The sequence below is a fragment of the Olegusella massiliensis genome, from assembly GCF_900078545.1.
GTDB lineage: Bacteria > Actinomycetota > Coriobacteriia > Coriobacteriales > Atopobiaceae > Olegusella > Olegusella massiliensis.
The window spans coordinates 1,585,455-1,611,002 of sequence record NZ_FLLS01000002.1 but is presented as its reverse complement, the minus strand read 5'-3'; the positions used below and the strand labels follow the sequence as shown (position 1 = coordinate 1,611,002).

Genomic DNA, 25,548 nt, shown 5'->3' with positions numbered 1-25,548 from the left:
CTCTAAGCCTATTGAAATCAATAAATTGAGTCCACGATTGAGATATGACGAGTGTATACTTATCAAACATTAGAGTTGCATGATTTATTCATTTGTAATGAAAGATGTAAAAATACTCAAAGATGAGATTAATCAAATTGATAGGAAACATCGGAGAAAGGAGAAATCCAACGCTATACCGTAGTTGGGAAAGGTAATTATGAAAACAAAAAAACACAAGAATGTTATCAGAGTTCCGCTTGTATTGATGTCCTTGATGCTTATGTTTATGTCATGGGCACCAATGGCATATTCCGAAAATTTGCAAGAAACACCTCAATCTGAAACGCAAGTTGTCCCTTCTGTAAAGGAAGAACCATCAAGCATCAAATCCAACGAGGAACAGGGTGACGGCCTAGAGATAGGACCGGAGATTGTTAACGAGGCGGTTACGCAGATTAAGGTAAAAGCACCGACCGTTAACCCGATATTATATGATGACACGACGATTTCCGGAGCCAATCTAGCAAAAGCTAAAGTTAAAGTTAATGGAAAGAATAAAACTGTAATAGCAACAGTCCATGTAACATTAAAGGGCGAAGATGGCACTGAAAAAGCCAATCTTTCTGTTACGCCTACAACTGGAACAAAATGGTCAGTAAACTTACCTAGTGGCATTAAAGTTGCAAAAGGCGATACGGTTACTGTCTACCAACAAATAAATGACGACAAATCACCGGAGGTAACTGCAACTGCACAACCATCTAAGGCATCTACAGTTACTCTTACAATGCCCACCGGCGAAATCTGGGTAGAAGAATACGTTGCCAATGTTCTTAACGCTGACGAAAAAGCTGAAGCTATAGATTTGTTCAAAAAAGCAAATCCAACTATCGTTAAGGATATTAAGTCTGTTGAATTTAAAATCACTGGAATAGATCCTAATAAAACTGCTTCTTATACAGTAACCTACACCGATAACTCAACAACAGGAGAAATACAAGCTCCGGGTTTAACTGTAAAACAAGTTACAGAAACCTCAAGATCACCTGAGATTGGCAGCATTACAATTGTAGACAATGTAGTTAAGGGAAAACTGGCAGGACCGGGACCTTTTGACGGCATAAAAGTACAATTAGTCATTAATGTTAATAAAAATAAAGCAAATCAATATTGTAATGAAAAAAAGTGTACAGTTGACAAAGACTCATCTGACCCGATAGGGGTAACTTTACAAAGCGATGGAACTTTTTCCTATACTTTACGAGAAGGGGAAAGTTTAGAGCTCGACCAAATAGTTGGCGTTTCTGTAAAAGAACCCCATAAATTTGTATCTTGTTCTACAACAACGGTTCAACCGGTAAAAGTAGAAAAAATAAAAGTTAGAGACCCTAGAAAAGTAACACCTGAAGATAAAAAAGCAATTGATGCTGCTATAAGAAACGCATTTATAGTAAATGGAGAATCTAAATTACCAAACGGAACCGGAGACTGGGATGGAGTTCCGGCAGTTATACAAATTGATGACAGCGGCAATGTCAAAATATTTAGTGGTAATGATGTAGCAGGTACTTGGGACCCGAACAATGATTATAAATTTGTTCCAGAAACAAATGAGGATGGTTCATATAAATTAAATGATGGAGCTAAACCAAAAATAACAATCGCACCCGAAGATCTGCTGAAAAATATCGCACCTAAATCTCCTGCGATTAAGGTAGATACGGATACCGGCAAAGTTACCATTACTCCACCGGCTTATAAAGAGCCTGGTGATGATACTGACTTGCTGTCTTACACTATTACCTATAAGGATACTTCTGGAGCGGAGAAAACCGTCACTGCAACGCGAGATTTGCAAACCAATAAATGGAGCGGAACTGGCGTTGACGAGGACACCGGTGTGATAACGCTGAGTGTCGAAGACGTCAAAGTTGGGGGAACCATCACGGCAACCGCTAAGGACAACGGTGGCCTTGAGGGTGACACCGATAAGCTTGATTCAGATAAAGCAAGCAAGCAGCTCGAAACTGCCACTGTTAGCTACGATGGCAACGGCGGCACTGGCAAAATGGATGGCAAGAAGCTCAACAAGGGCTCAAAGTACAAGATTTTGAGCAATGCTTTCACTGCCCCTGAAAATCAGGAATTTGACACCTGGGAAGTGAATGGCAAAAAACTAGCGCCAGGCACTGAGATTACGGTTGACAAAGATACGCAAGTCAAAGCAATTTGGAAGGAGAGCCGGGTCAAACTAAAAATCACTACATCCGTAACAAACGGAACCATTGATCCGAGCTGCGATGCATATAAGGGAGACAACAAGACCATAAACTATGCACCAAAGGATGGTTACAAGCTAAAGAGCGTAACCGTTGATAACGAGCAAGTGGATATATCTAAGTACCCAAATAGCTATACCTTTACAAACCTCGATAAAAACCATGAAATAGCCGTTGTGTATGAACTCCCTACATATACAGTGACCTATAGCTGGGATGGAGAGGCACCGGAGGGAAAGGCTGTTCCAAAAGATACAGGCAGCTACCACAAGGGCGATCACTACACCGTAGATACCACCTACAAGAAGGGTGACACGGCAAAGGGCAAGAAGGACGGTAAGAAGGGTACGTGGACCTTCAGCGGTTGGACCGATCCGAATAACGGCACCATGGGTGACAAGAACGCAAGCATTACAGGTTCTTGGACCTTTGCCGAAGCACCAAAGCACAAGGTGAGCTACGACTGGGGTAAGGACGCACCGGCAGGAAAAGAGCTCCCGAAGGACAACGGTAGCTACTATGCTGGTGACAAATACACCGTAGATACCACCTACAAGGCCGGCGACAAGGTAGAGGGCAAGAAGGACGGTAAGAAGGGTACGTGGACCTTCAGCGGTTGGACCGATCCGAATAACGGCACCATGGGTGACAAGAACGCAAGCATTACAGGTTCTTGGACCTTTGCCGAAGCACCAAAGCACAAGGTGAGCTACGACTGGGGTAAGGACGCACCGGCAGGAAAAGAGCTCCCGAAGGACAACGGTAGCTACTATGCTGGTGACAAATACACCGTAGATACCACCTACAAGGCCGGCGACAAGGTAGAGGGCAAGAAGGACGGTAAGAAGGGTACGTGGACCTTCAGCGGTTGGACCGATCCGAATAACGGCACCATGGGTGACAAGAACGCAAGCATTACAGGTTCTTGGACCTTTAAGGCAGAACCGGTCAACCCGAAAGATCAAAAGAAGCCAGGAACAGTAAAGCCAGGTTCTGTAAATAAAAATACAGGACATAAGAAGGTAACTTCTCGTGTAAGCGTTCTGCCAAAAACTGGCGATACAACAAGTACTTCATTCTATCTAGGTGTTATGGCACTAACCGGATCTGCTCTCTTGGCACTAGCACTGGGACTTAAGAAAAATAACAATCTATAGGCTAGGCAGTGTAACTTAGGGAGTTTGTAATCCCAACAAAAACGGTATAGTCGTGAAATGCGACTATACCGTTTTTTGTCTTTCTTTTTCTGCAGTGGCATCGGCAGATAAAACGCTTTGTGGGAACTTATCTAAGGGCGCAGAGGTCTGAGAGTTGGGTTGCCAAGATAGATATCGGGTTCTTGTACGTCCAGAAGAGCTGTGAGAGCAGCAAATTAGGATTGATTAGAGAGTGTAAGAAAGTGACTATCAAAGAAGAATTATTTGCATTGCAAGATATCTCATACGCAGATTTTCAGGCAAACCTAACGCCCAATATTCCAAGGAAGCTGTTTATAGGGGTCAGAGTTCCAGAGGCCAGAAAGCTTGCCAAAAGGCTTGCCAAGAAAACAGAAGTATCTGAATTCCTGAGAGACCTGCCGCATACATACTATGATGAAAATATCCTCCACGGTCTCCTTCTTTCTGAAATGAAAGACTATGACGCATGCATTGTTGCAGTCGATACGTTTCTGCCCTACGTAGATAATTGGGCTGTTTGTGACATCATGTCCCCTAATATTTTCAAGAAGAATAAAACATCACTTTTAGAAAAAATCAAAGAATGGTCCACATCGGAAAAGACCTATACGTGCCGCTTTGGCATTGAGATGTTAATGTCTCATTTTCTTGATCATGACTTTAAGCCTGAGTATCTGGAAATACCCGTTTCTGTACAGAGTGAAGAGTATTATGTCCAGATGATGATTGCATGGTTCTTTGCAACCGCTTTGGCAAAGCAATGGGATGCAACCATAAAATACCTCGAAGATCATCGCTTGGATGCATGGACTCACAATAAAGCAATACAAAAAGCCCGTGAAAGTAAGCGCATTACACCGCAACAAAAAGACTATGTAAAGTCACTGAAGCGATAACAAATTCCATTTTGATGAAAAAAGAATATTCTGTCGGATAGATTGCCCAAGCGGCTTTAGCCTTTCACCTTCTCCCCCGCCTCCATCTTGCAATTTGCATAAGTATGTTGTCATAGCAACATAAATTAACTTGAGAAAAAGATACTATAAAACGAAAAAAGCAAAGGAGTCTGTCGCCATGGCAAAGAAACTTGATTTGAATAAAAGTGTTTTTATGCTGACGCAGGAATATCCAGAACTGATTGATATTATGGCAGATCTTGGTTTTACCGAAATCACGAAGAAGCCTATGCTGCATTCGATTGGCAAGATTATGACGATTCCAAAAGGCGCCAAGATGAAGAATATTCCTATGATGGATATTGTGACGACCTTGATGGAACATGGCTTTGAGCTTGCCGGTGAAAGGCCGGACACGACCTTCACAGTACAGGCTGAAATGAAAGAACCGGCAACAGGCAATCCTCCCAAGAGCAGAACGGAACACCTCAAAGCCTATTTGAATAGACTGGGCGAAGGGGAAGAACTGGAAGATGTAAGAGCAGACTTCATCCGTGAATTCAGTGAAGTCGATGCTTCAGAGATTATGCAGGCGGAGCAGGAATTACTGGCGGAGGGCACGCCACTTTCCGAGGTTCAGCGTCTTTGCGACGTCCATTCGGCGCTTTTCCACGGTACAACGGCGGTGGAGCGATTGGCCAATGCTGAAAAAGAAGTTGAAGCCTCAATATTAAGGCAGAAGGTGCAGGAGGAACGCGACAAGAGTGCCCCTGCTCAAAAGGACAACACCGATAAAAAAGTGCTTGCTACCACGATGGGAGCAAGGATTGGGCATCCTTTGTACACACTGACGAAGGAAAACGATGCGCTTTCCAAATTCCTTGCAGAATTTAAGGAGAAGCGTGAGGAATCTCTCCTTCCCTCAATTCGTGAGCTTTCAATCCACTATGCAAAAAAGGGCGATCTGCTTTATCCTCTGCTCAAGGTAAAGTACGGCATATCTGGTCCGTCAGATGTGATGTGGACGGTGGACGATGAAATCCGTGACGAGCTTGGCTTACTTGCGGGAGAAGTAGAACATGATGAAGAATGGAATGTCAGACTTGACGCTGTGCTGGCTCGCGCAGAGGAGATGATTTATAAAGAACAGAACATTTTGTTTCCCATTTGTGCAGCTCATTTTACGGAAGAAGAATGGTACGGCATTTATCGGGACTCCAAGGATTATGCGGTTTGCTTCGGTATACAAAATGAGACATGGGAAGAAGCTGAAAATGCAGGAATTATTGAGCCGGTCCCTGCAGAGGGCGAGATTGTCATGCCAGGCGGACACCTGACAATAGAACAGCTTACTGCACTTCTGAACACGATCCCGATAGAGCTTACCTTTGTCGATGCAGACAACATTAATCGCTTTTTCAATGAAGGACCAAAGGTATTCAAGCGTCCCGTTATGGCAATTGACCGCGAGGTATTTTCCTGTCATCCGCCGAAGATTGAGCCGATGGTACGACAGATCATTGATGATTTCAGGAATAACCGTCGCAACGAAGTTTCGGTTTGGATGGAGAAGGGCGGACGAACCATGCTCGTCCAATACATGGCAGTGAGGGACAAGACCGGCAAGTATATAGGCACGGTTGAGCTTGTGCAGGATATGGAATTTGCCAAGAAACATTTTCTTGGAGATAGGGCATAAGCTCAGTTTGAAAACAAAAGGTTCCCTGCTGAGATTATTCAGTGGGGAACTTTTTTTGCAGTAAATGACGTATCCCGTGAAAATAACTGGGTTAGAGAGTTTCCACGAGATTGTCGATTTGTTTGGGTTGCTTCTCCTGTTTTTTCAACCCTGGATTTGTTCTTTTAACCATTGTTTTATTACAACGGCGTGATTGTATTGCTCGTTTTTTGCGGCATAAAGCAGGGTTATGTTTTGATCTTTTATCTTCTGTAGGCACAGATTGTTAAATTTCTTTGACGCTGGATTGCTTGCCAATTCCTGTCTATATCTTTTTTCAAACACATCATATTTTGCCGGATCATGAGAAAACCATTTCCGAAGCTCGTTTGATGGAGCGATTTCCTTAACCCATAAATCAATTTGAGCATGTTCTCTTTTGATGCCCCGTGGCCATAGTCTGTCCACAAGAATACGAAAACCGTCTGTATCTTTGGCCGGCTCATAGATTCGCTTGCAATGTAATTCATTCATAAGATCGAGGCACCTTCAGTGTAAATTGATTTTTATGATAAGTAATTAATCCGTCATCCTGCATTTTAGAAAGCTCTTTCGACATAGAACTGCGGTTGACAGCGAGGTAGTCAGCAAGTTGTTGGCGATTAAATGGGATGGTAAAGTGTAAGGTTCCATTTTCCAGTGCTTGCTTGGATAAATACGATAGTAGCCTTTCTCGCAGAGAATGGGAAGCTGTGTGCATCATACGAGCCGATAAATTCAGATTTTTCTGCGCGGAAATCTGGAGCATATTCTTAATAAGGCGGGTATGGTAGGTACATGCATGTTGGCAAGTGGTTAGCATCTTCTGCATATTTAAAAAGAGCACTTGGGTTTCTTCGCAGGCAACAACATCACAGATGAGTTCTCTTCCGGGAATAGCAGCATAATTTTCCGCAAAGACCTGTCCCGTTTCAACATGGCCAAAAATATTGCTATTTCCCCAATAGAAATTAACTACTATATTGACGCTGCCAGATTCCACAAGCCCAATCTCGTTGACAGGCGATCCTGCTCGGAAGATGATTTCTCCTTTTTGAAATTTGTGCTCATATGCCTTTAGACAGGAGAGCAACTCGGCGATTTCACGTTCATTAATGCCACGAAAAAGTTGCGTAGTGACCAGAAAAAAAGTATTCATAAAACCCTCCATTATGTTGTCAAAGCAACATATTTGTTGTTCTTATTATAATATAATGAAAGCGAGACTCAAAAAAAGGAGCAGCGTATTTAGCCGCCATCAATCAATAAAAAAATTGTAGAGGAAGTAATCAGATGAAGGAAAAGATAGGAGAGGTTTTTTCTATAGGAAAGGATAACGCCTCAGTTCCAAAATGCACAATCTCAAAAGAAGTGTATGGCGGAAAAAACTCTATCACATATTTCTCGCTGGCGAAAAACACAGATATTAGCGCAGAAATTTTTCCAACCTATAAAATGCTTCTTGTTGCAGATGGCAGTATGGTGGTTTACGGGAATGACGGTTTTTTGCAAAAACTGGAATCCGGAGACAGTCTTTTGACCTTGGTGGATACCCCTATGGGGATGAGAACAGAGGAAGGGGCGGTCTATACGGAAGTATTGGTAAGAAAGGAAGATCATATGAACGAAGTAATCAAAGCAGGCAAAGTTTTCAAATTAGAAGATCTTATTCCCTATGCGGAAGGAAAGATCGTCAATATGGATGTGGTACACAATGACAAGATGAAGTTTATCCTTATGGCCTTTGATGAAGGTACAGGGCTTTCGGAGCACGCCGCTCCTGGTGAAGCGCTGATTTTTGCCTTGGACGGCGAGGCTGTGATTGGATATGAGGGAAAAGATTATTCGCTCAAGGCAGGTGAAAATTTCCACTTTGCGAAAGCTGCTCTGCACTCCGTAAAAGCGACGAAGCAATTTAAAATGGCACTAATTCTTACATTGGAATAGAGAGGGTGAAAAAACGACGGCCTAGAATAAGATGTTTTGTTTTCAGTATTAAAAGAATAGTTCTATCGAAAGGTGGAAGACATCAATCATCCCTCGGATGACGAAATTCGTTCAATTTCGGATTACCTCATTAAACGAAATGCCGAAGCCTATGAGGAATTGGCAAAATGAAGTGCCCAAGTAAGGAACAACAATTGACTATTTTCTACGATTAAGTCTTAAACAGTTTTTTTATTCTGCATTTGTCCAAAAATCATCCAGAGTCTCGTTAAACTCTCTTGGCACATCCATGTTGACACAGTGTCCCGCATTTTCAAAAATAACTACTTGGCAATTCGGCTCCCGTATTTTCCAGAGTTTTACTGCCTCTAATTCCATTGGCATATCAAAGCTTCCGCATCCAATTAACAAAGGATAATTTCGTTTTCCCGTCTTAGACTTATTTATCATGCTTTTAAGGCTTGCTAAAAATTTAAATGACTTTCTGGGAAAAAGAATATTCATAGCGTAAAACTCATTTTGCGCCTCTGAAGTGTAGGCAGAAATTTTCTTATTTGCATTGGCAAAGCATTTGATCGAAAAAAGAGCTTTTACCATCATCATCATCTGTTTTGCGCCATTTTCCTTTTGCATTTTCGGATCAAAATTATTGATGTCATAACCTCCAAAGCAGGCCAATGAACTTACTGCGTTTGGGTAATGATTAGCAAAATCCTGCGCCAATACTGCCCCCAACGAAACACCACAAATATGTATTTTTGTAATCTTTTCTTCCTTTAAGATGTCAAATATCCATTCTGACATCTTATCTATGCTGTCGCGGTTTTGGGCATCTGTTGACTGTCCATGACCAATAATATCTATGGCAAGAATATTGTATTTGTTTTGAAAATATTCAAACTGTGTTCTAAACATAGCATGGTTGACAAAAGCAGCGTGAATAAAAAGTATCCATTCCGCATGCCCTCTTCCACTGACAAAATAGGTAATTGGCGAATGGGCTAATTTGATTGATTTCATATATTCTCCTCTCCCATTTCATTAAGAGATTTTTGGTACCACTCAATATGGCATTTCAAAAAATCTTACGGTATCGTGCGGCGGAGAACACATAAGGAAAAACATTCTTGCTCTCATCAGAAACTAGGGTAGTTTCTCTTTTTTATAAATGGCATTCAACGGACTAAGACTAGTCAATATGAGGGGAGCAGATGACAAATATCATAGGGTTGGCATGGGAACATGAGGCCAACCTTCTCACAGACTAAAAAGTTTAAATGCGCAGATAGTGGTGTCGTATCTTTTTATTTTCCAGTCTCTCTTACAAAAAATCCTCCTATGTTCTTGTCTTAACATAGGAGGATCGTCATCATACAATTACAATTGATTCTTGTTTTTACTTAGCTTCATCTATTTTGTCTTTTGCTTTTTCCACAACTTCTTCGGCGACATCTTTAGCGTTTGATGCTACTTCTTTTGCTTTACCTACAACCTGATCAACAAGACCTGACGCTTTTTCTGCGTTATCACCTGTAATGTCGCCAGCAACTTCTTTTACTTTTCCTTTGACCTTATCGGTAAATCCCTTATCTGCCATAATAAATACCTCCTTGAGCTGCAACTATATGAATAATAGATAGCTATACGATATGTCATATGCCTATCTATTAAAAATATGATATCTATTCTTAATTAATTGTGTCAATGCATACTCAAACAGTAATCTGCCATCGGTTGAGTTTTAGATAAACGGTAGTCTCACGCTTAGTTTCTGACTGGAATTGTCCAATTGCTGAAAAGAGATAGAGCATGATAAAAACCGTAACAATCGTAAGCCTTTCGAGCGGGGTACTTGGAGAATCGTTTGTAAAGCATGAATTGAAGAGAGGACTGGAACGATTAAGCCAATATGGCCTGCAGGTGAAGTTCTCAGCTCATGCCTGTGATGGCATAGAAGTACTAAAAGCTCATCCCGAATATAGAGCACAGGATTTACTAGAAGCATTGCAGGATCCAAAAACGGATATGATTTTATGTGCAATTGGCGGTGACGATACCTATCGTCTGCTTCCCTATCTCTTTGAACATGACGAATTGAGATCCGCTATCTCTGATAAAGTTTTTCTTGGCTTTTCAGACACAACAATGAACCATTTGATGCTGCATAAAATCGGAATGAAGACATTTTACGGACAAGCATTTCTGCCAGATATCTGCGAACTTGGTCCACTGATGCTTCCCTACACCAAATATTATTTTGAAGAACTGCTGAGATGTGGTACCATCCACGAAATTTTTCCCAGTGCACGCTGGTACCAGAGTCGATCTGATTTCTCTGAAAATGCCGTTGGCACTCACATGCCGTCTTTCCATAACCAAGGTTTTGAGCTGCTCCAAGGAAATGGTCGGTTCAGAGGCGAAATCCTGGGGGGATGCATTGATTCCCTCTATGATATTTTTAATAACGACCGCCATAAAGACTCCGTTGAACTGTGTCAAAAATACGGACTTTTCCCCACATTAGAGGACTGGAAAAATAAAATCCTTCTCCTTGAAACGAGCGAAGAACAGCCCACGCCCAAGAAGTACCGCAAAATGCTCAAAACGCTAAAACAGACAGGAATTTTTGACGTTGTATCTGGCATACTCATTGGCAAACCAATGGATGAAATGTATGTCGAAGATTATAAGCAGCTTTTGGTAGAGGTCATTGATAATCCGTCACTGCCAATTGTCACCAATATTAATGTCGGCCACGCAACGCCTCGATGCATCATTCCTTTTGGTGTGCCTGCAACAGTAGACACTAGCCAGCAAATTATCCGTTTTTCGTAATGCTTATCTCTGAGCTGTAGCACATTGCCGTAGCTCAGCTGAGGAGATAACTCCATAGGCACTCTGAGCACTACGCACACCATCAACAATGGCATGCGCGATGGCCTGCGCAGAAAGTATACCTACTACATCAACAGGAGCTTCTACCTCACCGGTCGCCATAACAAAGATAGTGTCGCCGTCATTGGTGGTGTGTGTAGGCTTGATAGCATGTGCATAGCCGTCGGCTGCCATCTGTGCCACTTTCGTGGCCTCAGCCTTACTAAGACGTGCATTTGTGACAACGCAGCTAATGGTGGTATTAGTGCGCGGAACACCATGTACGCGCGCAAAATCGGACTCACGCTGCAGCTGAAGTACCAGCTCTGCAGTCGAAGCAAGACCTGTCCCATCCTCGTTAAGCACGCCAGCAATTGGCTTATGAGTATCAGGGTCCCAAATATCTCCTGCAGCATTAACGGCCGAAACTGCTCCACAAATGAGCTCGCCTGCCTGCTCTACCGCTTCACCAAGTCCAGACTTCATACTACGAGCAGGGCCGGCTACTTTACCAATCGTACATCCCGTTCCTGCACCCACATTGCCTCGTTCAAGGGGTTCTTCTGCATGCTCAAAAGCCGCACGAATAGCGGCGGCACCTTCTGCAACACCAGGACGCACATCAGAGCGCCCACAACCTAGATCAAAGAGGCAAGCAGAACTCACTATGGGTACAACACCTACTCCAACATTGACACCGATTCTACGGCGCTCAAGCTCTTCTGCGGCCCCACAACTTGCCGCAAGACCATATGCAGAGCCGCCAGAGAGCACCACAGCATCCAAAGTCTGAACCGTCTCTTCAGGGCGCAACAAATCAGTCTCCCGTGTAGCAGGAGCTCCCCCACGTACATCAACACCGCCCGTAGCACCTGCAGGACACACGATAACCGTACATCCTGTCCCTGCCTCAGCAAGCGTGGCATGACCCACATAGATACCGGGAATTTGGGTAATGGAACTAATCTGCTGCACGAAACTTCCTCCTAAAACCAATAAGAAGAAACGTTATCAATATTTGCATGGATGCGATCAAGCTCGCGTATAAGATGAGCTATTGGCAGGCCAACGACATTGTAAAAATCGCCACAGATTCCGCTCACCAACCTGCGACCACGACCTTGAATACCATAAGCGCCAGCCTTATCAAAGGGTTCACCTGTGGAAATATACCATTCTATTTCCTCATCACTCAGCCCAAAAAAACTCACCGAAGTTGTCTCATCAAAGGTGGTCTCAGAGATACATCCTGCCATGGGGTTGCCATCAATCAAGATACAAACACCTGTGGTCACCAAGTGTTTGCGACCAGATAGTACATACAGCATGTGACGAGCCTCGTCGGCGTCTTTCGGCTTGCCCAATACCAAGCCATCATCAGTCCAGACAATAGTATCAGCAGCTATAAGAGTTTCTCCTTGAGCAAGTTGAGGGTTGTCATTGTGTACAACCCAAGCTTTTGCTCTGGCGAGGCGACGTACGTATGAGACAGGGTCTTCTCCTGGAGCACGTGTTTCATCTGTCCAGGCGGGATGCGTCTCAAATTGGAACCCCTCTGCCTGCAGCAGTTCTGCTCGACGGGGTGACGCTGAAGCAAGTATCACGATATATACCCTTCTCTACCTACGCCCACGCTCTACAACAAAGGCCGACCCCCACAGGAGCCGGCCTCGCTGGTCAATCTGAGATTGCAGGTTGAGCTAACAATCACTACTCGACAGTGATGGCCTCAACGGGGCAATCCTCAGCAGCCTGCTTTGCGTCATCCTCGACGTCAGCAGAGACCTCGTCAACGATGACATGAGCAAGACCGTCGTCGCCAATTTCAAATACGTCGGGGCAAGTACCCTCGCACATGCCGCAGCCGATGCACTCCTCGCTAACAGATGCCTTCATGATAAATCCTCTCACTTCCGCGCTTGGACCCCTTATCCAAGCGTTGCTACATTTTTACACGTTTGTACGCATAAGGCTAGAGGTCCTTTGTGCGTACTCACATGACTTGCCGAGATACTACCAGCAAGTTGAAAGCTACGCTATAGTTTAATTAAATTTCACCAGTTTTTGCGCTGCGCGATAGAGTCCAACAGAAACTTTTTTACCCATATCACCGGGCAGGTTCATTGATTGGCCAATGAGACCGTGGCGACAACGCACATACATACGATGGTCATATTGGCGTAGCTCTTCCCACAAGTCATCGAGATTCTTTTGAGCATCAGGCTCTTCAGAAAGCTTAGAGAAAATCGAGCTGACACCCATCATGAGTTGGAAATATCCCAGCATATAACTACGCAACTCTGCTGGCTCAACATCGTCATAGAGGTGATAGGCGTACATCATGATGCGAGTAATACGCAGCTGCTGATTGATTCTGCCAATCATGACTTTCTCACTAACGGATTGGTCGTCACGGCCAATGAAGTAGCGATAAAGGTCAACATCAAGGTAATAAAGCGTCTTGCAGCGAGGCAAGGGTACATAAGCATAGATGTTGTCCACATAAAAGGTGTGAGCGGGCATAGGTACGCCACCATCACGCAGAATATCGGTGCGATAGCACAAAGAGTGCATCAACAGATTCTGGGATATATTAAAGTGGCCAATTTTGTCCCACGTAAAAATCTTGCCACGGGGCACCGCGCGATGGTAGTCGATAACAATCTGCTTGCCATCCTCAACGTGCTCATAGACATAATTGCTAATAACAAGGTCTACGCGAGTATCAAACTTAATAAAATGACGAAGCTTGGTAAGCAGAGCCTGCAAGGCATCGCCATCCAGCCAGTCATCAGAGTCAACGACCTTGTAGTACACGCCCGTTGCGTTGCTCAAACCCTTAAGAACGGCAATGCCATGGCCACCATTTTCTTGGTGAACAGCTTTTACAAGATTGGGATAACGGCGCTCCCAATCCTGAGCCTTGGAGAAGGTATCATCTTTGGTCGAACCGTCATCGACAACGATGACCTCAACGTCATCGGCATATCCAGAGCCTTCGAGGATTGAACTGATACAGTGATCCATGTACTCGGAGGAGTTGTAACACGGAATGCCAAAACTGATGGTCTTTTGCATGCAATAAAACCTATTCTCGCTCATCAAAAATCCTATTTGAGGATCTTCTTACCTTAGTGATTTGCTTTAATAATCTCGTCCGAAAGTGCTAAAGCAGAGCTCACAACACCATCCATATCATAATAACGATACTCTGCTAGGCGACCCACCACGTGGAAGTTAAGCAGGCCCTCAACTCTTGCGCGATAAGCCTTGTAGAGCTCGATGTTTTGCTCCTCAAGAATAGCGTAGTAAGGTGTCTGATTGCCACCTGGCTCATAAGGCATGGGATATTCGCGCATGATGGTTGTCTTGCCAGGTAGCACCTGACCCGTAAGATTTTTAAACTCAGTAATGCGCGTAAAATCTTCGCTTGTAGTGTAGTTAACGGTACCGACGGGCTGGAACTGATCGATATCGAGGGTCTCAAAACGCATATCGAGAGAACGATACGGAAGAGGGCCTAAATCCATATTGAAAAGCTCATCAAGCGGGCCTGTATAGATAACTTCTCCACCATAAGGAACGCCGCAAATTTGCACGCGCGTCTCGGACACAGAGAGTATATCGCGCGCATCGACGTTGAGATATACCTCAATGAGATCGTGGTCGAGCATACGCTCAAAAAGGGCAGTATAGCCGTCAACAGGCTCACCTTGATAGGTGGCAGTCGGGAAGTAACGATCATCGTCACCCACAAAAACAGGGACACGACCAGTAATAGCAGGGTCAATCTCATCAGGAGTTTTGCCCCATTGCTTCATCGTGTAGTACAAAAAGACGTTCTCGTAAACATAATCTGCAACCTCCGACAGTTCGGGGTCATTTGCCTCTCGAAGTTGCATAATGGGGACTTTTTTGTTTTCGCCAAAGGCGGCCACAAGCTTTTGGTAGAGGTGTTCGCCTTTTTCCTCGCCAAAGGCAAGCTTTAAAGACTTGTGATTGAAGGGCACAGGCATGAGAGTGCCATGAATATTGGCAAGTACCTTGTGCTGATAATCGGTCCAGTCGGTAAAGCGCGACAGGAAATCAAACCCTCGTTCATCGTTGGTGTGAAAAATGTGGGGACCGTACTCATGAATAAGTACGCCAGCCTCGTCAAAACGATCGTAGGCATTACCTGCAATGTGCGGACGGCGCTCTAGTACGGCCACCTTAAAGCCAGACTGCTCAGCAAGTCGGCGTGCACACACGGCACCCGCATACCCTGCACCGACAATAATTGCATCATACGTACTGCCATTAAAGCTGGCGGGTAGGCCCATCTGTATGCTCATGTCATCCTCCTGCGCAGGCAACTTCCCCGCGCTTCTCTAGTGATTTTTCCTAAGAAATCACTATATATGGCACAGCTGTGCCAAACTGTCTGATTCAACATTATTCGAGAGTTTACCACGCATGGCGCCAAGGCCTCTATAATGACCTAGAAAGGCATCAAATGACCAAGCGATGTCCTGTAAGCTGAGAAATTTTCTCACAAAAAAAGAAGGAGAAATGCATGAGTGACTTCCTCGCACGCATGAAAGCAGCTGCTGCAGCTGATAAAAAAACCATTGTGCTGCCAGAAGGTGAAGATCCTCGTACCATTGAGGCAGCAAAACGGATTGTTGCTGAAGACTTAGCAAATCTGGTCATTCTCGGCAATCCTGCAGAAATTGATGTTCCTGGTGCTGTTGTTGTAGATCCTGTCTCTGATGAGCGTGCAGAGGCTTACGCACAGAAGTTTGCTGAACTCCGCGCAAAGAAGGGTGTTACCCTCGAGCAAGCACGTGAACAGGTCAAAGATGCTACCTATTTTGGCACCATGATGGTCAAAATGGGTGATGCTGACGGCCTGGTTTCTGGTGCTTGTCATTCCACCGCTAACACCCTGCGTCCTGCTCTCCAAATCCTAAAGACTGCTCCTGGCACCAAATTGGTCTCGGGTTTTATGGTTGTATGTGTGCCTAATTGCGAATACGGACAAGATGGCAATTTCATCTTCTCTGATATTGGTCTCAACATTGACCCTGATGCCGACCAACTGTCTGAGATTGCTATCGCTTCTGCCGCCAGCTGGAAAGCATTTATGAGCGGTGAGGCTAAGGTTGCACTGCTTTCCTACTCTACCAAGGGCTCTGCCAAGGGCGATTCTGCTGACAAGGTGCGAGAGGCTATTAAGCTTGTCAACGAAAAGGCTCCTGAACTTGCAGCCGATGGTGAACTCCAGCTTGACGCAGCATTGGTACAGTCTGTAGCAGACATCAAAGCTCCTGACTCAACCGTCGCAGGCAATGCGAACGTCCTTATCTTCCCCGACCTGCAATCGGGCAATATTGGCTATAAGCTAGTGCAACGTCTGGGCAAGGCCGAGGCCTACGGTCCCATCCTGCAGGGCATTGCTAAGCCTGTCAATGACCTGTCCCGTGGCTGCAGTGCTGAGGACATCGTTGGTGTTGTCGCCATTACCGCCGTCCAAGCTCAGCAAATGGCATAAGTTCACATCTAGTTTGCTGTGTGTTACACACTAAGGAGGCTGTATCAAAAGCCTCCTTTTGACTGAACCCATCGGTTTGGGCATTGTATAGCCCGCTGATGGGTTCTTTCTTATGTGGGCAAGAAGAGAAGCTTCTCTTATACCCTCAGGCATCACTATCAATATCGAGTAAAAGAATAGAGGCCCCCAGCAGAGTCGCATCGCCAACATCGTGCGTCGCAACAATAAGAGTGCGCCCAGCCAAATGTCGCAAAATAAACTCAGCGCTCCGACGATGAGTTTCTTCATCCAGCGATGCGAAGGGTTCATCCAGCAAAACAAGGGTACTTGGTGCGGCAAGTGCACGCACCAGCTCAACACAGCGACGTTCACCGCCTGAAAGCTGGCATACAGGCTGAGAAAGCAGCTCTAGAGGAAGGATCTCGCATAGCAGCTTTTCTATTGCGGCAAAAGGCAGACCCGTAGCAAGCACAAGGTTATCCAAAGCGCTAAGTTGTTCGAGCAAACAGGTTTTCTGATAGGCAAGAGAAACATACCCCTCATGCTCAAGCTCTCCCCTATCAGCACACTCTATTCCTGCAATAATATGCAAGAGCGTAGTCTTGCCCGTACCTGTAGCAGCCATAAGACAAGTCTTGGAACCCGCTGCAAAACTCTGTGTAAAGCCCTCAAAAAGCTGCTTTTTTCCGCGTGAACAGCTTAGTGATGTAATAACGAGCTTTTTTGAGATAGGAGCGGCTTGTTGCTTTTTCGCGGCTGTCCTTATAGCCCAAGCAGAACAAATATCAGCTGAGTGTAAAAGGAAATATAAAAACACCTGCTCACAGATATAGGCAAGCAACACAATAACTATGGTCCAAGCAAACACATCAGCTGTCTCAAGCACTATTTTTGCCTGATAAATACGTTCGCCTATACTCCCCGCGGGACTGCCTATGAGCTCTGCTGCAACTCCTGCCTTCCAACTCATACCCACAGTCATTTTTGCAGAAGCATGTAAATACGATTGGAGGGCAGGCCAAATATATGCCCCAAACTGATGTAACGAATCAACTCGATAGAGTTTGAGCATCCGTAAACGTTGACTATCAAGTGCACGAAAACCCTCGAGGGCTGCAAAATATGTCGCGGGCAGCACGACAAGCAGAACACAGCATAGGCTCACCCAAGGCGCGCCAAACCAAATGAGCAACATGACCACAATGCAGACCACAGGCGTACTTTTGATAGCAAGCAATGCTGGATGCAAGAACATCTCAAGTGTGGTGTGGCGCCATGCGCTATAGGCCAACAAAAGCGCTGTGGCATACGCCAGTACAAAGCCGCACGCGATACGTAAAAACGACCAAAGTACCGTAGTAACTACCTCACCACTCACAAAAAGCTGTAGTAGCGCCTGAAAAGTTTGAAGTGGTCCTGCAAGAAGCAAATCCATTCCTACCGCAAACGCTACAAGCTGCCAAATACACAGCCAGACCACAACGGCCACTACTATCTGCAGTAGTCTTGAATTACGCCCTATATGTCTGACCTGCTTTTTCACAGCGCCGCTAGTCAACGAGGTAGAAATCATCTTGTGGCAGCTGACCACCTACCGACTTGGGATTTGCCTCAAACAGCACCTTGAAATAGCCCTCAAGAGACTCGCGCATTTGATTGCCACTCAGGTACACAAGGTTGCAATGAGGAATAGCCTTGGTAGCAATGGGCGCAGCATCAACAATGCCCAAGTCAACAATAACTTGACCATAGGTCTTCGGATCAGCATTTACTTCATGTACCGAGTCTTCATGGTCAGACAAGAACTGCTCCACAAGCTTGCGGTGCTGCGTAAAAAACTCACTGCGTACCACGGTCACACCAGTAACGAGTTCACTATCATCATCTACTGCAGATCCCCACTCTTTTCTCAGATCCAGCACTCGATGAAGCGATTCATTTTTTGTCAGCGCAGCAGTCACAAAAGGTTCAGGAAGAACACCGGCGGCAGTCGAATCTTTGGCAAGTGAGGCAATAATCTCGGTTGGCTCGCTTACATACTGGATAGTCACCTGATCGGACACACCGGCGCTTGCGAGCAAAAACTGCGTAACATAGTCAGGAGTTGTACCTTGATTGGGTACATAAAGTGTGCGACCAGCAAGATCTTTTAACTGCAAAATCTTATCATCTGCGCTCACTATATAAAGGACACCCAAGGTGTTGATATCAATAACGCGCACACCGCCTTTGGTTTTGTTGTAGGCAATAGCAGCAACATTTGCCGGAAGACAAGCAATATCAACATCGCCTTTTACCAGCAGGGGTAATACTTCATCAGCCGGATTGGTATACATTTTGAACTCGTAAGAATGCTCGGATTTGCCATCCTGCACATCTTTTTCCAGCTTTGCTAAGCCCATGGAAGTCGGACCTTTGAGTGTAGCGATGCGTACAGCCAGCTCAGCTGATTCGGATGTTGTTTCGACACTTCCATCAGGCGTTTTTCCTTGATTGGAACAAGCAGAAAGTACTGCTCCGGCGCTTATTCCTCCTGCGATAGCAATAAAATCCCTACGTGAAAACGTGTGCATGGCAATCCTTTCAAAACACGTGGGTACTTAGGTGACGCTTATACACAAACCATGGTAGCGCACTATCAAATGAGCTCCTGCAGTTGAACCTACAGGAGCTCAGAGTTTTGACTTTTTGTGTCGAAAATCACGCGACGTTAGGATTCAATACGATGAGGACCCGCTGCGATAACTTCGGCATCCATACCAGGGAAGCGTTCGCACTGATTGTTGACAAACATAGCTGCCAACTTGTCAGCCTGCTTGTCATACGCTTCAGGATCAGACCATGTTCGACGCGGATCCAAGATACGATCGGGCACACCAGGTACAGAGGTAGGTATATCAAGGTTAAAGCGCTCATCATGGCGCCAACGCTGTTTGAGGCCACGCTGCCTCTCGAGCACACCAGATAAAGCCGCTGTCACCATCTGGCGTGTATAGGTAAGACTAATGCGCTCACCGGTACCATAGGGACCGCCGGTCCAGCCAGTGTTAATAAGATAAACGCGGGTGCCCATCTCCTTCATACGCTCGCCAAACATACGTGCATAGATGAGAGGATCAAGCGGCATAAAAGGTTCACCAAAAAGTGTCGAGAATGTAGGGGTAGGCTCAACAATGCCACGCTCAGTACCTGCAACTTTGCTCGTAAAGCCCGAAACAAATTGATACATTGCACCCTCGATAGTCAGACGAGAAATCGGAGGGAGCACTCCAAAAGCATCGGCTGTAAGGAAAATAACAACGTTTGGCATTCCACCAAAGCCGCCTGCAACTGCATTGGGAATGTGTTCTATAGGATAAGCAACGCGGGTATTTTCGGTGAGCGTATCGTCATAGTAATCAGGAATGCGTGTTACAGGATCAAGAATGACATTTTCAACAACTGCACCAAAGGTAATCGCATTATAAATTTCAGGTTCAGTCTCGGGAGAAATGCGAATAGCTTTTGCATAACAGCCGCCCTCAAAGTTAAAGACACCCTGATCAGACCAGCCATGCTCATCATCACCAACAAGCGAACGACGTGGGTCTGCGGAAAGGGTGGTCTTTCCTGTCCCAGACAGGCCAAAGAAAATCGCCGTCGTATGGTCATGCGGATCAACATTACAAGAAGCATGCATGGGCAAAACGCCTTCTTCTACTGGCATGAGGTAGTTCATCGTAGAAAAGACTGCTTTCTTTATCTCTCCAGAATAAGCAGTACCTGCGACGATAATAATGTGCTCTTCAAAATTAATCAGGACACATGCCTCGGAATGCGTGCCATACTTTTCAGGATCAAGCTTGAATTTTGGAGCACAAAGTACTACAAAATCAGCAAAACCATAAGAGCTCAAACGCTCTTCTGCAGGACGAATAAGCAACTGATGCGCAAAAAGCGCCTGACTTGCCATTTCGCATATTACAAGGAATTTACGCGAGTAAATACGCATAGCACCCGCAAGACAACGCTCAGCAAAAAGCACATCACGAGAGCTAAGATACTCACAAACCGCTGCCTTTACCTTTTGATATGCCTCATCAGAAAAAGGCATGTTGACCTTACCCCAAGCAATTTTGTCATGCACATTGGGGGTATCAACAATAAAACGATCCTTCGGTGAGCGTCCCGTGTACTTACCTGTTTCTACACACAAGGCACCCGTACTGGTTAAGACGCCCTCATGTGCTTCGATTGCGCGTTCAACAAGCAGCGAAGGAGATGGGTCAATGAGGAGCTGCGGGTGCGCAACGTCGACACCAACGGACATGAGCTGTGTAGCGACACTGGACGTAGTCATTGCTGGCATGATGCCTCCTCAATACGGCCTGCTTGACCTCTCCTCAAACGAGGATAGACAGACATTCAATGGATACCAACGTGCAGAAAAATATTTTACGGGCAAAGTTTACGAAGCAAATCCATTTAGAATCATTATTTACACATTGGCGACAGTTGAGCACAGCTAATCGATCAAAAAAGACAGAACCTTTGGGCAAAATATTTTTGAGAGGAGCGTTCACCATGCAAATACGACCTGCTCAAATAAGTGATATACCCGCGATTATTCGTGTTTTTGATGCAGCGCGCAACTACATGTGTAGCCATGGGAATCCCCATCAATGGCCAGGAGAGTATCCAGGAGAAATCGAAGTTAAACGCGACCTTGCTCATGGATCTGCTTTTGTATGTCTTGATGCTGCACAAGAGGTCTGCGGTTATATGGATTTTGAGGAAGGACCTGACCCAAGTTACCACTACATTGAGGGCGCTTGGCTGGACGAAGGGCCTTACCACGTAATACATCGCATAGCGGCGCTCCGCCAAGGCACAGGAATTGGAAGTTTTCTGCTTGACTGGGCTTGCGCGCACGCACAGATAATCCGCGTTGACACGCACCGTGACAACTACCCCATGCAGCGACTTCTTAAAAGTAGAGGTTTTAGAAAGTGTGGTGTCATTTATCTCGAAACTGGCGATGCACGGTTTGCGTTTGAACTCACGCAAGCATAAAAATAGCCGGGAGCGAAAAGCTTCCGGCTATCAATCATTACGTGTTAAAACTGCTTAACCAAGCAATTCTTTAACATCGAGCGCAATCATATACTCTTCATCGGTGGGAACGATGAGAACACGAATCTTGGAGTCAGCAGCAGAAATGTCACGGACTTCACCAGAACGGACGTTGTTCTTTTCCTCGTCTATCTTTACACCCAACCACTCAAGCTCATGGCAGACACCCGCACGCATGGCAGATGAATTTTCGCCAATACCCGCAGAGAAGGCCATGGTGTCAACACCGTGCATAGCTTCTGCCATCTCGCAGAAAAGTTGGGCTGTACGATAAGAGAACATGTCAAGCGCCATCTGACAATTCTTGTCGCCCTTGGCGGCAGCATCTTCGATATCGCGGGAGTCAGAAGACACGCCAGAAACAGCAAGCAGACCAGACTGCTTGTTCATCATATTGTCAATCTCATCAATGCTGTAACCACCCACACGCTGTAGATAAAAAACTGTAGCAGGGTCAACGGTGCCACAACGGGTGCCCATAATGAGGCCATCAAGTGGCGTCAGACCCATTGTGGTATCCATATCCTTGCCATCTTCAATAGCGCAAAGGGAAGCGCCGGAACCCAAGTGACAACTTACCAGCTTGTGAGCAGTATGATTGGTGAACTCATCAACGGTACGCCAAATAAAACGATGGCTAGTACCATGGGCACCATACTTGCGGATATGCAGCTTATCAACCACATCACGAGGCAGAGCATAGCGGTGAGCGCGCTCAGGGATGGAATAGTGGAAAGCAGAATCTGCAACGATAACATTACCAACACCGGGATAGAGGTCGCGGCACATCTCGATAACATCTGCTTCAGCATAGTTATGAAGCGGCGCTAAAGGAGCAACCTCACGGACCCATCCCAACGTCTCATCGGTAACAACTTTGGATTCGGGGAAATACCAGCCACCCTGAACAACACGATGGCCGATGCCATCTACGGACTTGCCGAGCTTGCTCAAAATTTCATTGACATACTTCATAGCGGTCTTATGATCGGGAAGTTCAACAACGAGCTTTTGCTTGTCGCCACCCATCTCCTCATGACCAATAAAAGAGCCGTCAATACCAATACGCTCGCAGTTACCCTTTGCATAAACCTTGCGGGTATCAACATCGAGCAGCTGATATTTCAAAGATGAGCTACCAGCATTAATGACCAGGACGTTCATGAATCTCCTCTCGCGGTGCAGATAAGCCGCACTTATCATACGCCAATGCAAAGAAGCTCTTGGCAACGACAAAAGCTTCTTTGCAAACCCTTATTCCTCAGGAAGCAATCCTTCGCCTAGTGACCTGCCACCCAGAAGATGCAGATGTAAGTGCATCACTGTCTGTCCCGCAGCAGCGCCTGTATTGGCAAGCACTCTAAAGCCCGTCTTGTCCACACCCGTAATACGCGCAACCTCTTCTATGGCATGATTAAGTGCCACGACAAGCTCGGCAGGCACATGGTCAATGAGATTGTCATAGTGAGCCTTGGGAACAATTAATACATGTACGGGCGCCTGAGGATTAAGGTCGTTAAAGGCACAGACCAAATCATCCTCATATACATAGCTGCCCTCAATTTCATGATTGGCAATTTTACAAAAAATGCAGTCGTCCACAGCACTCCCCTTTCCTCACAAAATATATACGCTGCGTTAGTCTTCATTCAAAAAAGCAGTCGCAGGAGCAGCTGTAGTGTCGGTAGTAGTCGTCTGGTCAGAAGCAAGCAATACCTCTACACGTTGCTCAGCATGAGCAAGACGCTTCCTTAAATCGGCAAGCAGTTCAACGCCACGGCTATAGCGAGCCAAAGCATCTTCTAATTCCAAATCGCCTGCCTCAAGCGCGCGGACAATTTGTTCAAGCTCAATGGAGGCTTCTTTGAAGCTCAATTCTTCTATTTTTTTGTCTTCTGCCATGGCTACTTTCCTTTCGTATTGGAAGCAAAATTCGACTCATTATCTACGCTGATAACTTGAGCGTGAGCAGAACCTTTGCGCAAGCGCAAGGTGACAAGATCGCTCTGCTTGAGTTGGGCTGCATCAGTTACCACGTGTCCCTCGCTCGTCTGTACAAGCGAGTAGCCACGTCCTAACACCCGCAAGGGTGAAAGCGCATCAAGTGTTGCTGCCGCATGGGTGAGTTGCCGCTGATAAGGGCGCAAAAGGCGCTGTCCTATCCCATCAAGGCGAGTCTTGTGATCATTTGTTTTGGCCTGCAGCGCAAGCATCATGCGTGGCATTGCGTCATGCAAGCGCTCGGCACTCAGCTCAAGACTCTCCATGGGTTCGCGAACAATAGCAAGGGGATCTTGCAGACAGCGATGAGCAGCAAGAGCCTCAATTTCTTGCGCTTTTTTGCTCAGTTCACGTTCAATCAAAAGCTTGGAAGAGTCACCCAGCATCAAAATATACTGCTTACTCTTTGTCAGCATGCTGAGCAGAGATTGTCCAAGACGAATCTGTCTGCCATTAAGAGCGGTTTCCAACTCATTCATTGCAGGCGCAACAGACTCTGCGGCAGCAGTGGGGGTAGAACAGCGGCGATCAGAAACCATGTCGCAAATAGAGGTATCTGGCTCATGGCCAATACCCGTGATTACAGGCACGGGGCAGGCAGCTACCGCACGCGCGAGCGCTTCATCGTTGAAGGTCATCAGATCTTCGAAAGAACCGCCGCCGCGCACCAATAAAATCGCATCGGGATGTGCTGCTGCCGCAAGCTCTAAGGCAGCAATAATAGTTGAAGCAGCACCTGGACCTTGCACAGTACAGCCCGCAGCCTGAATTGTCACCAAGGGATTGCGACGGGCAAGCGTGCGCTTTACGTCATCGATAACTGCACCAGAAAGCGAAGTCACAACACAAACCCGTTCGCAAAACAGAGGAATTTTACGTTTGCGAGCAGAATCCATTAGTCCCTCATGCTGGAGTTTGCGGGCAAGCTCGGCTACCTGCTGGCGCAAAGCACCTTCACCAGCCAGCTTCATCGAGCTGATATTGAAGGAAAGACTGCCTTTCTTGTCATAGACCTGAAAACTACCCGTAGCCTCTACCTGCAGACCATCTCGCAAATCAAAGGAGAGCCTCTGAAAGCTTCCTCGCCACATAGTGACATCCATTGCGGAAGATTCGTCTTTGAGCTGAAAATAACAATGGCCGCTGCGGGCATTAGGACCATGAAAACCCGTCACCTCGCCCAAAACAGTCAGGCGAGGAATCTCGGATATTTTTAGCTTCGCAAGACTCACCGCTTCGGCAACTGAATAGCTAGATTTTTCTTCTGCAGCAGATTGCTCAGGCACAACTATGGGTTCTTCTCCGCGTTCCCAATTCCAGCCCACCTTAACGCTCCCTTACGCGACTTGCATAATACAAAAATTGTAGGATTGAGATTAATGCGGCGGCTACATAGGTAAGCGCTGCCGCAGTGAGCACTTTGCGAGCACCGCGCTCATCAACAGCAGAACCGCTCTGTCCCAGATACGCAATGGCACGCCTTGAAGCATTAATCTCAACGGGTAGGGTTACCAGCTGAAATACAACTGAGAAGGCAAAAAGCAGAACGGCTATCTTGGCAAGACCAAACATGCCCGTAATAAGACCAAACATAAAAAGAAAAACCCAAGCTTGTTGTGTGAAATTGACCACAGGTACAATTGCGGTGCGAATCTTCATGGGAACATAACCATTGGCGTTTTGCACCGCATGTCCTGCTTCATGACAAGCAACAGCAACTGAAGCAACCGAACCACCATCAAAATTTTCATCAGACAGATGCAGCTTGTTGTCACGAGGGTCATAAAAATCCGAAAGATGACCCGGCGTACGAACGATGCCAACATCATGCGCACCCATAGAATCAAGCATGCGACGTGCTACTTCGGCACCCGTTCCTGAATCAGACCCATCAATTTCAGACCATTTTTTATACGTACTTTTGATATAAGCCTGTGTACCCATTCCCAAAACAGCGGTCGCAATAAGCAACAGAATATAGGCTCCGTCACCGTAATACATCCAAACCCCCTTTAATCGTCTAATTTTG

The 25,548-nt window shown here is 45.8% G+C and carries 24 protein-coding genes; 7 read left to right on the top strand and 17 right to left on the bottom strand.

Annotation, left to right across the window (positions count from 1 at the left end; genetic code table 11):
• The first annotated feature begins 199 nt into the window (after positions 1-199).
• The 3 genes from BN4314_RS07305 to BN4314_RS07295 all read left to right on the top strand — a co-directional run bounded on the left by BN4314_RS07305 (position 200) and on the right by BN4314_RS07295 (position 6,034).
• Positions 200-3,418 carry an SHIRT domain-containing protein gene (locus BN4314_RS07305; protein ID WP_148424882.1) on the top strand — a complete coding sequence of 1,073 codons (3,219 nt, stop codon included), beginning with the start codon at positions 200-202 and terminating at the stop codon, positions 3,416-3,418.
• Between the two features lie 242 nt (positions 3,419-3,660).
• Positions 3,661-4,335: a DNA alkylation repair protein gene (locus tag BN4314_RS07300; RefSeq protein WP_068540920.1), complete on the top strand. Its 675-nt coding sequence runs from the start codon at positions 3,661-3,663 to the stop codon at positions 4,333-4,335.
• A 178-nt stretch (positions 4,336-4,513) separates the two neighbouring features.
• Positions 4,514-6,034, top strand: coding sequence for a DUF438 domain-containing protein (locus tag BN4314_RS07295; RefSeq protein ID WP_068540573.1), 1,521 nt, complete (start codon positions 4,514-4,516; stop codon positions 6,032-6,034).
• A 144-nt stretch (positions 6,035-6,178) separates the two neighbouring features.
• Here BN4314_RS07295 and BN4314_RS07290 read toward each other — a convergent pair whose 3' ends face one another.
• Both BN4314_RS07290 and BN4314_RS07285 read right to left on the bottom strand, forming a co-directional pair.
• Positions 6,179-6,547: a DUF488 domain-containing protein gene (locus BN4314_RS07290; protein ID WP_068540571.1), complete on the bottom strand. Its 369-nt coding sequence runs from the start codon at positions 6,545-6,547 to the stop codon at positions 6,179-6,181.
• Positions 6,540-7,211, bottom strand: a complete 672-nt coding sequence (locus BN4314_RS07285; RefSeq protein WP_021735453.1) for a Crp/Fnr family transcriptional regulator — start codon at positions 7,209-7,211, stop codon at positions 6,540-6,542. The genes BN4314_RS07290 and BN4314_RS07285 overlap by 8 nt, the downstream gene beginning before the upstream one ends.
• Before the next feature lie 134 nt (positions 7,212-7,345).
• Here BN4314_RS07285 and BN4314_RS07280 point away from each other — a divergent pair, with 134 nt between their 5' ends.
• Positions 7,346-7,999, top strand: a complete 654-nt coding sequence (locus BN4314_RS07280) for a cupin domain-containing protein (RefSeq protein WP_068540570.1) — start codon at positions 7,346-7,348, stop codon at positions 7,997-7,999.
• Positions 8,000-8,230: 231 nt separating this feature from the next.
• Here BN4314_RS07280 and BN4314_RS07275 read toward each other — a convergent pair whose 3' ends face one another.
• Both BN4314_RS07275 and BN4314_RS07270 read right to left on the bottom strand, forming a co-directional pair.
• A complete protein-coding gene (locus tag BN4314_RS07275; RefSeq protein ID WP_068540568.1) occupies positions 8,231-9,019 on the bottom strand; it encodes an alpha/beta fold hydrolase in 789 nt (262 codons plus the stop codon).
• 376 nt (positions 9,020-9,395) lie between these two features.
• Complete coding sequence (locus BN4314_RS07270; RefSeq protein ID WP_021735403.1) at positions 9,396-9,596, bottom strand: CsbD family protein; 201 nt, start codon at positions 9,594-9,596, stop codon at positions 9,396-9,398.
• Positions 9,597-9,808: 212 nt separating this feature from the next.
• Here BN4314_RS07270 and BN4314_RS07265 point away from each other — a divergent pair, with 212 nt between their 5' ends.
• Positions 9,809-10,834, top strand: coding sequence for a S66 family peptidase (locus tag BN4314_RS07265; protein WP_068540566.1), 1,026 nt, complete (start codon positions 9,809-9,811; stop codon positions 10,832-10,834).
• 3 nt (positions 10,835-10,837) lie between these two features.
• Here the strand turns inward: BN4314_RS07265 and BN4314_RS07260 are convergent, their stop codons facing one another.
• The 5 genes from BN4314_RS07260 to glf all read right to left on the bottom strand — a co-directional run bounded on the left by BN4314_RS07260 (position 10,838) and on the right by glf (position 15,207).
• Positions 10,838-11,848, bottom strand: coding sequence for a P1 family peptidase (locus tag BN4314_RS07260; protein ID WP_068540564.1), 1,011 nt, complete (start codon positions 11,846-11,848; stop codon positions 10,838-10,840).
• An 11-nt stretch (positions 11,849-11,859) separates the two neighbouring features.
• Complete coding sequence (locus BN4314_RS07255) at positions 11,860-12,477, bottom strand: Maf family protein (protein WP_021735418.1); 618 nt, start codon at positions 12,475-12,477, stop codon at positions 11,860-11,862.
• 106 nt (positions 12,478-12,583) lie between these two features.
• Positions 12,584-12,769 (bottom strand): ferredoxin, encoded by a 186-nt coding sequence (locus tag BN4314_RS07250; protein WP_021735336.1) that lies wholly within the window; start codon positions 12,767-12,769, stop codon positions 12,584-12,586.
• 147 nt (positions 12,770-12,916) lie between these two features.
• Positions 12,917-13,951: a glycosyltransferase family 2 protein gene (locus tag BN4314_RS07245; protein WP_021735250.1), complete on the bottom strand. Its 1,035-nt coding sequence runs from the start codon at positions 13,949-13,951 to the stop codon at positions 12,917-12,919.
• Positions 13,952-14,004: 53 nt separating this feature from the next.
• Positions 14,005-15,207: a UDP-galactopyranose mutase gene (glf, locus tag BN4314_RS07240; RefSeq protein ID WP_068540561.1), complete on the bottom strand. Its 1,203-nt coding sequence runs from the start codon at positions 15,205-15,207 to the stop codon at positions 14,005-14,007.
• 221 nt (positions 15,208-15,428) lie between these two features.
• Between glf and pta the strand changes: the two genes are divergently transcribed.
• Positions 15,429-16,406: a phosphate acetyltransferase gene (gene pta / locus BN4314_RS07235; RefSeq protein ID WP_068540559.1), complete on the top strand. Its 978-nt coding sequence runs from the start codon at positions 15,429-15,431 to the stop codon at positions 16,404-16,406.
• Positions 16,407-16,551: 145 nt separating this feature from the next.
• On the opposite strand, the gene BN4314_RS07230 is transcribed toward pta, so the two are convergent.
• The 3 genes from BN4314_RS07230 to pckA all read right to left on the bottom strand — a co-directional run bounded on the left by BN4314_RS07230 (position 16,552) and on the right by pckA (position 20,754).
• Positions 16,552-17,895, bottom strand: a complete 1,344-nt coding sequence (locus tag BN4314_RS07230) for an ATP-binding cassette domain-containing protein (RefSeq protein WP_068540557.1) — start codon at positions 17,893-17,895, stop codon at positions 16,552-16,554.
• Between the two features lie 61 nt (positions 17,896-17,956).
• Positions 17,957-18,979: an ABC transporter substrate-binding protein gene (locus BN4314_RS07225; protein ID WP_068540555.1), complete on the bottom strand. Its 1,023-nt coding sequence runs from the start codon at positions 18,977-18,979 to the stop codon at positions 17,957-17,959.
• Between the two features lie 137 nt (positions 18,980-19,116).
• Positions 19,117-20,754 (bottom strand): phosphoenolpyruvate carboxykinase (ATP), encoded by a 1,638-nt coding sequence (gene pckA, locus BN4314_RS07220; RefSeq protein ID WP_021735225.1) that lies wholly within the window; start codon positions 20,752-20,754, stop codon positions 19,117-19,119.
• Positions 20,755-20,969: 215 nt separating this feature from the next.
• On the opposite strand from pckA, the gene BN4314_RS07215 reads away from it, so the two are divergent.
• Positions 20,970-21,458 carry a GNAT family N-acetyltransferase gene (locus BN4314_RS07215; protein ID WP_068540553.1) on the top strand — a complete coding sequence of 163 codons (489 nt, stop codon included), beginning with the start codon at positions 20,970-20,972 and terminating at the stop codon, positions 21,456-21,458.
• Positions 21,459-21,512: 54 nt separating this feature from the next.
• Here the strand turns inward: BN4314_RS07215 and BN4314_RS07210 are convergent, their stop codons facing one another.
• The 5 genes from BN4314_RS07210 to BN4314_RS07190 all read right to left on the bottom strand — a co-directional run bounded on the left by BN4314_RS07210 (position 21,513) and on the right by BN4314_RS07190 (position 25,520).
• Positions 21,513-22,682 carry an acetate/propionate family kinase gene (locus BN4314_RS07210; RefSeq protein WP_068540551.1) on the bottom strand — a complete coding sequence of 390 codons (1,170 nt, stop codon included), beginning with the start codon at positions 22,680-22,682 and terminating at the stop codon, positions 21,513-21,515.
• Between the two features lie 90 nt (positions 22,683-22,772).
• Positions 22,773-23,120, bottom strand: coding sequence for an HIT domain-containing protein (locus BN4314_RS07205; protein ID WP_021735221.1), 348 nt, complete (start codon positions 23,118-23,120; stop codon positions 22,773-22,775).
• A 36-nt stretch (positions 23,121-23,156) separates the two neighbouring features.
• Positions 23,157-23,420 (bottom strand): exodeoxyribonuclease VII small subunit, encoded by a 264-nt coding sequence (gene xseB / locus BN4314_RS07200; RefSeq protein WP_068540549.1) that lies wholly within the window; start codon positions 23,418-23,420, stop codon positions 23,157-23,159.
• A gap of 2 nt (positions 23,421-23,422) precedes the next feature.
• Entirely contained in the window at positions 23,423-24,844 is a 1,422-nt protein-coding gene (xseA, locus tag BN4314_RS07195; RefSeq protein ID WP_021735340.1) for an exodeoxyribonuclease VII large subunit, read from the bottom strand.
• 1 nt (position 24,845) lies between these two features.
• Entirely contained in the window at positions 24,846-25,520 is a 675-nt protein-coding gene (locus BN4314_RS07190; protein WP_021735472.1) for a zinc metallopeptidase, read from the bottom strand.
• Positions 25,521-25,548: the final 28 nt, after the last annotated feature.

Coding starts and splice junctions, on each gene's coding strand:
- pta (WP_068540559.1), top strand. CDS start 15,429: ATGAGTGACTTCCTCGCACGCATGAAAGCAGCTGCTGCAGCTGATAAA.
- BN4314_RS07215 (WP_068540553.1), top strand. CDS start 20,970: ATGCAAATACGACCTGCTCAAATAAGTGATATACCCGCGATTATTCGT.
- BN4314_RS07290 (WP_068540571.1), bottom strand. CDS start 6,547: ATGAATGAATTACATTGCAAGCGAATCTATGAGCCGGCCAAAGATACA.
- BN4314_RS07270 (WP_021735403.1), bottom strand. CDS start 9,596: ATGGCAGATAAGGGATTTACCGATAAGGTCAAAGGAAAAGTAAAAGAA.
- BN4314_RS07275 (WP_068540568.1), bottom strand. CDS start 9,019: ATGAAATCAATCAAATTAGCCCATTCGCCAATTACCTATTTTGTCAGT.
- BN4314_RS07305 (WP_148424882.1), top strand. CDS start 200: ATGAAAACAAAAAAACACAAGAATGTTATCAGAGTTCCGCTTGTATTG.
- BN4314_RS07250 (WP_021735336.1), bottom strand. CDS start 12,769: ATGAAGGCATCTGTTAGCGAGGAGTGCATCGGCTGCGGCATGTGCGAG.
- BN4314_RS07190 (WP_021735472.1), bottom strand. CDS start 25,520: ATGTATTACGGTGACGGAGCCTATATTCTGTTGCTTATTGCGACCGCT.
- BN4314_RS07285 (WP_021735453.1), bottom strand. CDS start 7,211: ATGAATACTTTTTTTCTGGTCACTACGCAACTTTTTCGTGGCATTAAT.
- BN4314_RS07210 (WP_068540551.1), bottom strand. CDS start 22,682: ATGAACGTCCTGGTCATTAATGCTGGTAGCTCATCTTTGAAATATCAG.
- BN4314_RS07245 (WP_021735250.1), bottom strand. CDS start 13,951: ATGCAAAAGACCATCAGTTTTGGCATTCCGTGTTACAACTCCTCCGAG.
- BN4314_RS07265 (WP_068540566.1), top strand. CDS start 9,809: ATGATAAAAACCGTAACAATCGTAAGCCTTTCGAGCGGGGTACTTGGA.
- glf (WP_068540561.1), bottom strand. CDS start 15,207: ATGAGCATACAGATGGGCCTACCCGCCAGCTTTAATGGCAGTACGTAT.
- xseB (WP_068540549.1), bottom strand. CDS start 23,420: ATGGCAGAAGACAAAAAAATAGAAGAATTGAGCTTCAAAGAAGCCTCC.
- pckA (WP_021735225.1), bottom strand. CDS start 20,754: ATGCCAGCAATGACTACGTCCAGTGTCGCTACACAGCTCATGTCCGTT.
- BN4314_RS07295 (WP_068540573.1), top strand. CDS start 4,514: ATGGCAAAGAAACTTGATTTGAATAAAAGTGTTTTTATGCTGACGCAG.
- BN4314_RS07280 (WP_068540570.1), top strand. CDS start 7,346: ATGAAGGAAAAGATAGGAGAGGTTTTTTCTATAGGAAAGGATAACGCC.
- BN4314_RS07225 (WP_068540555.1), bottom strand. CDS start 18,979: ATGCACACGTTTTCACGTAGGGATTTTATTGCTATCGCAGGAGGAATA.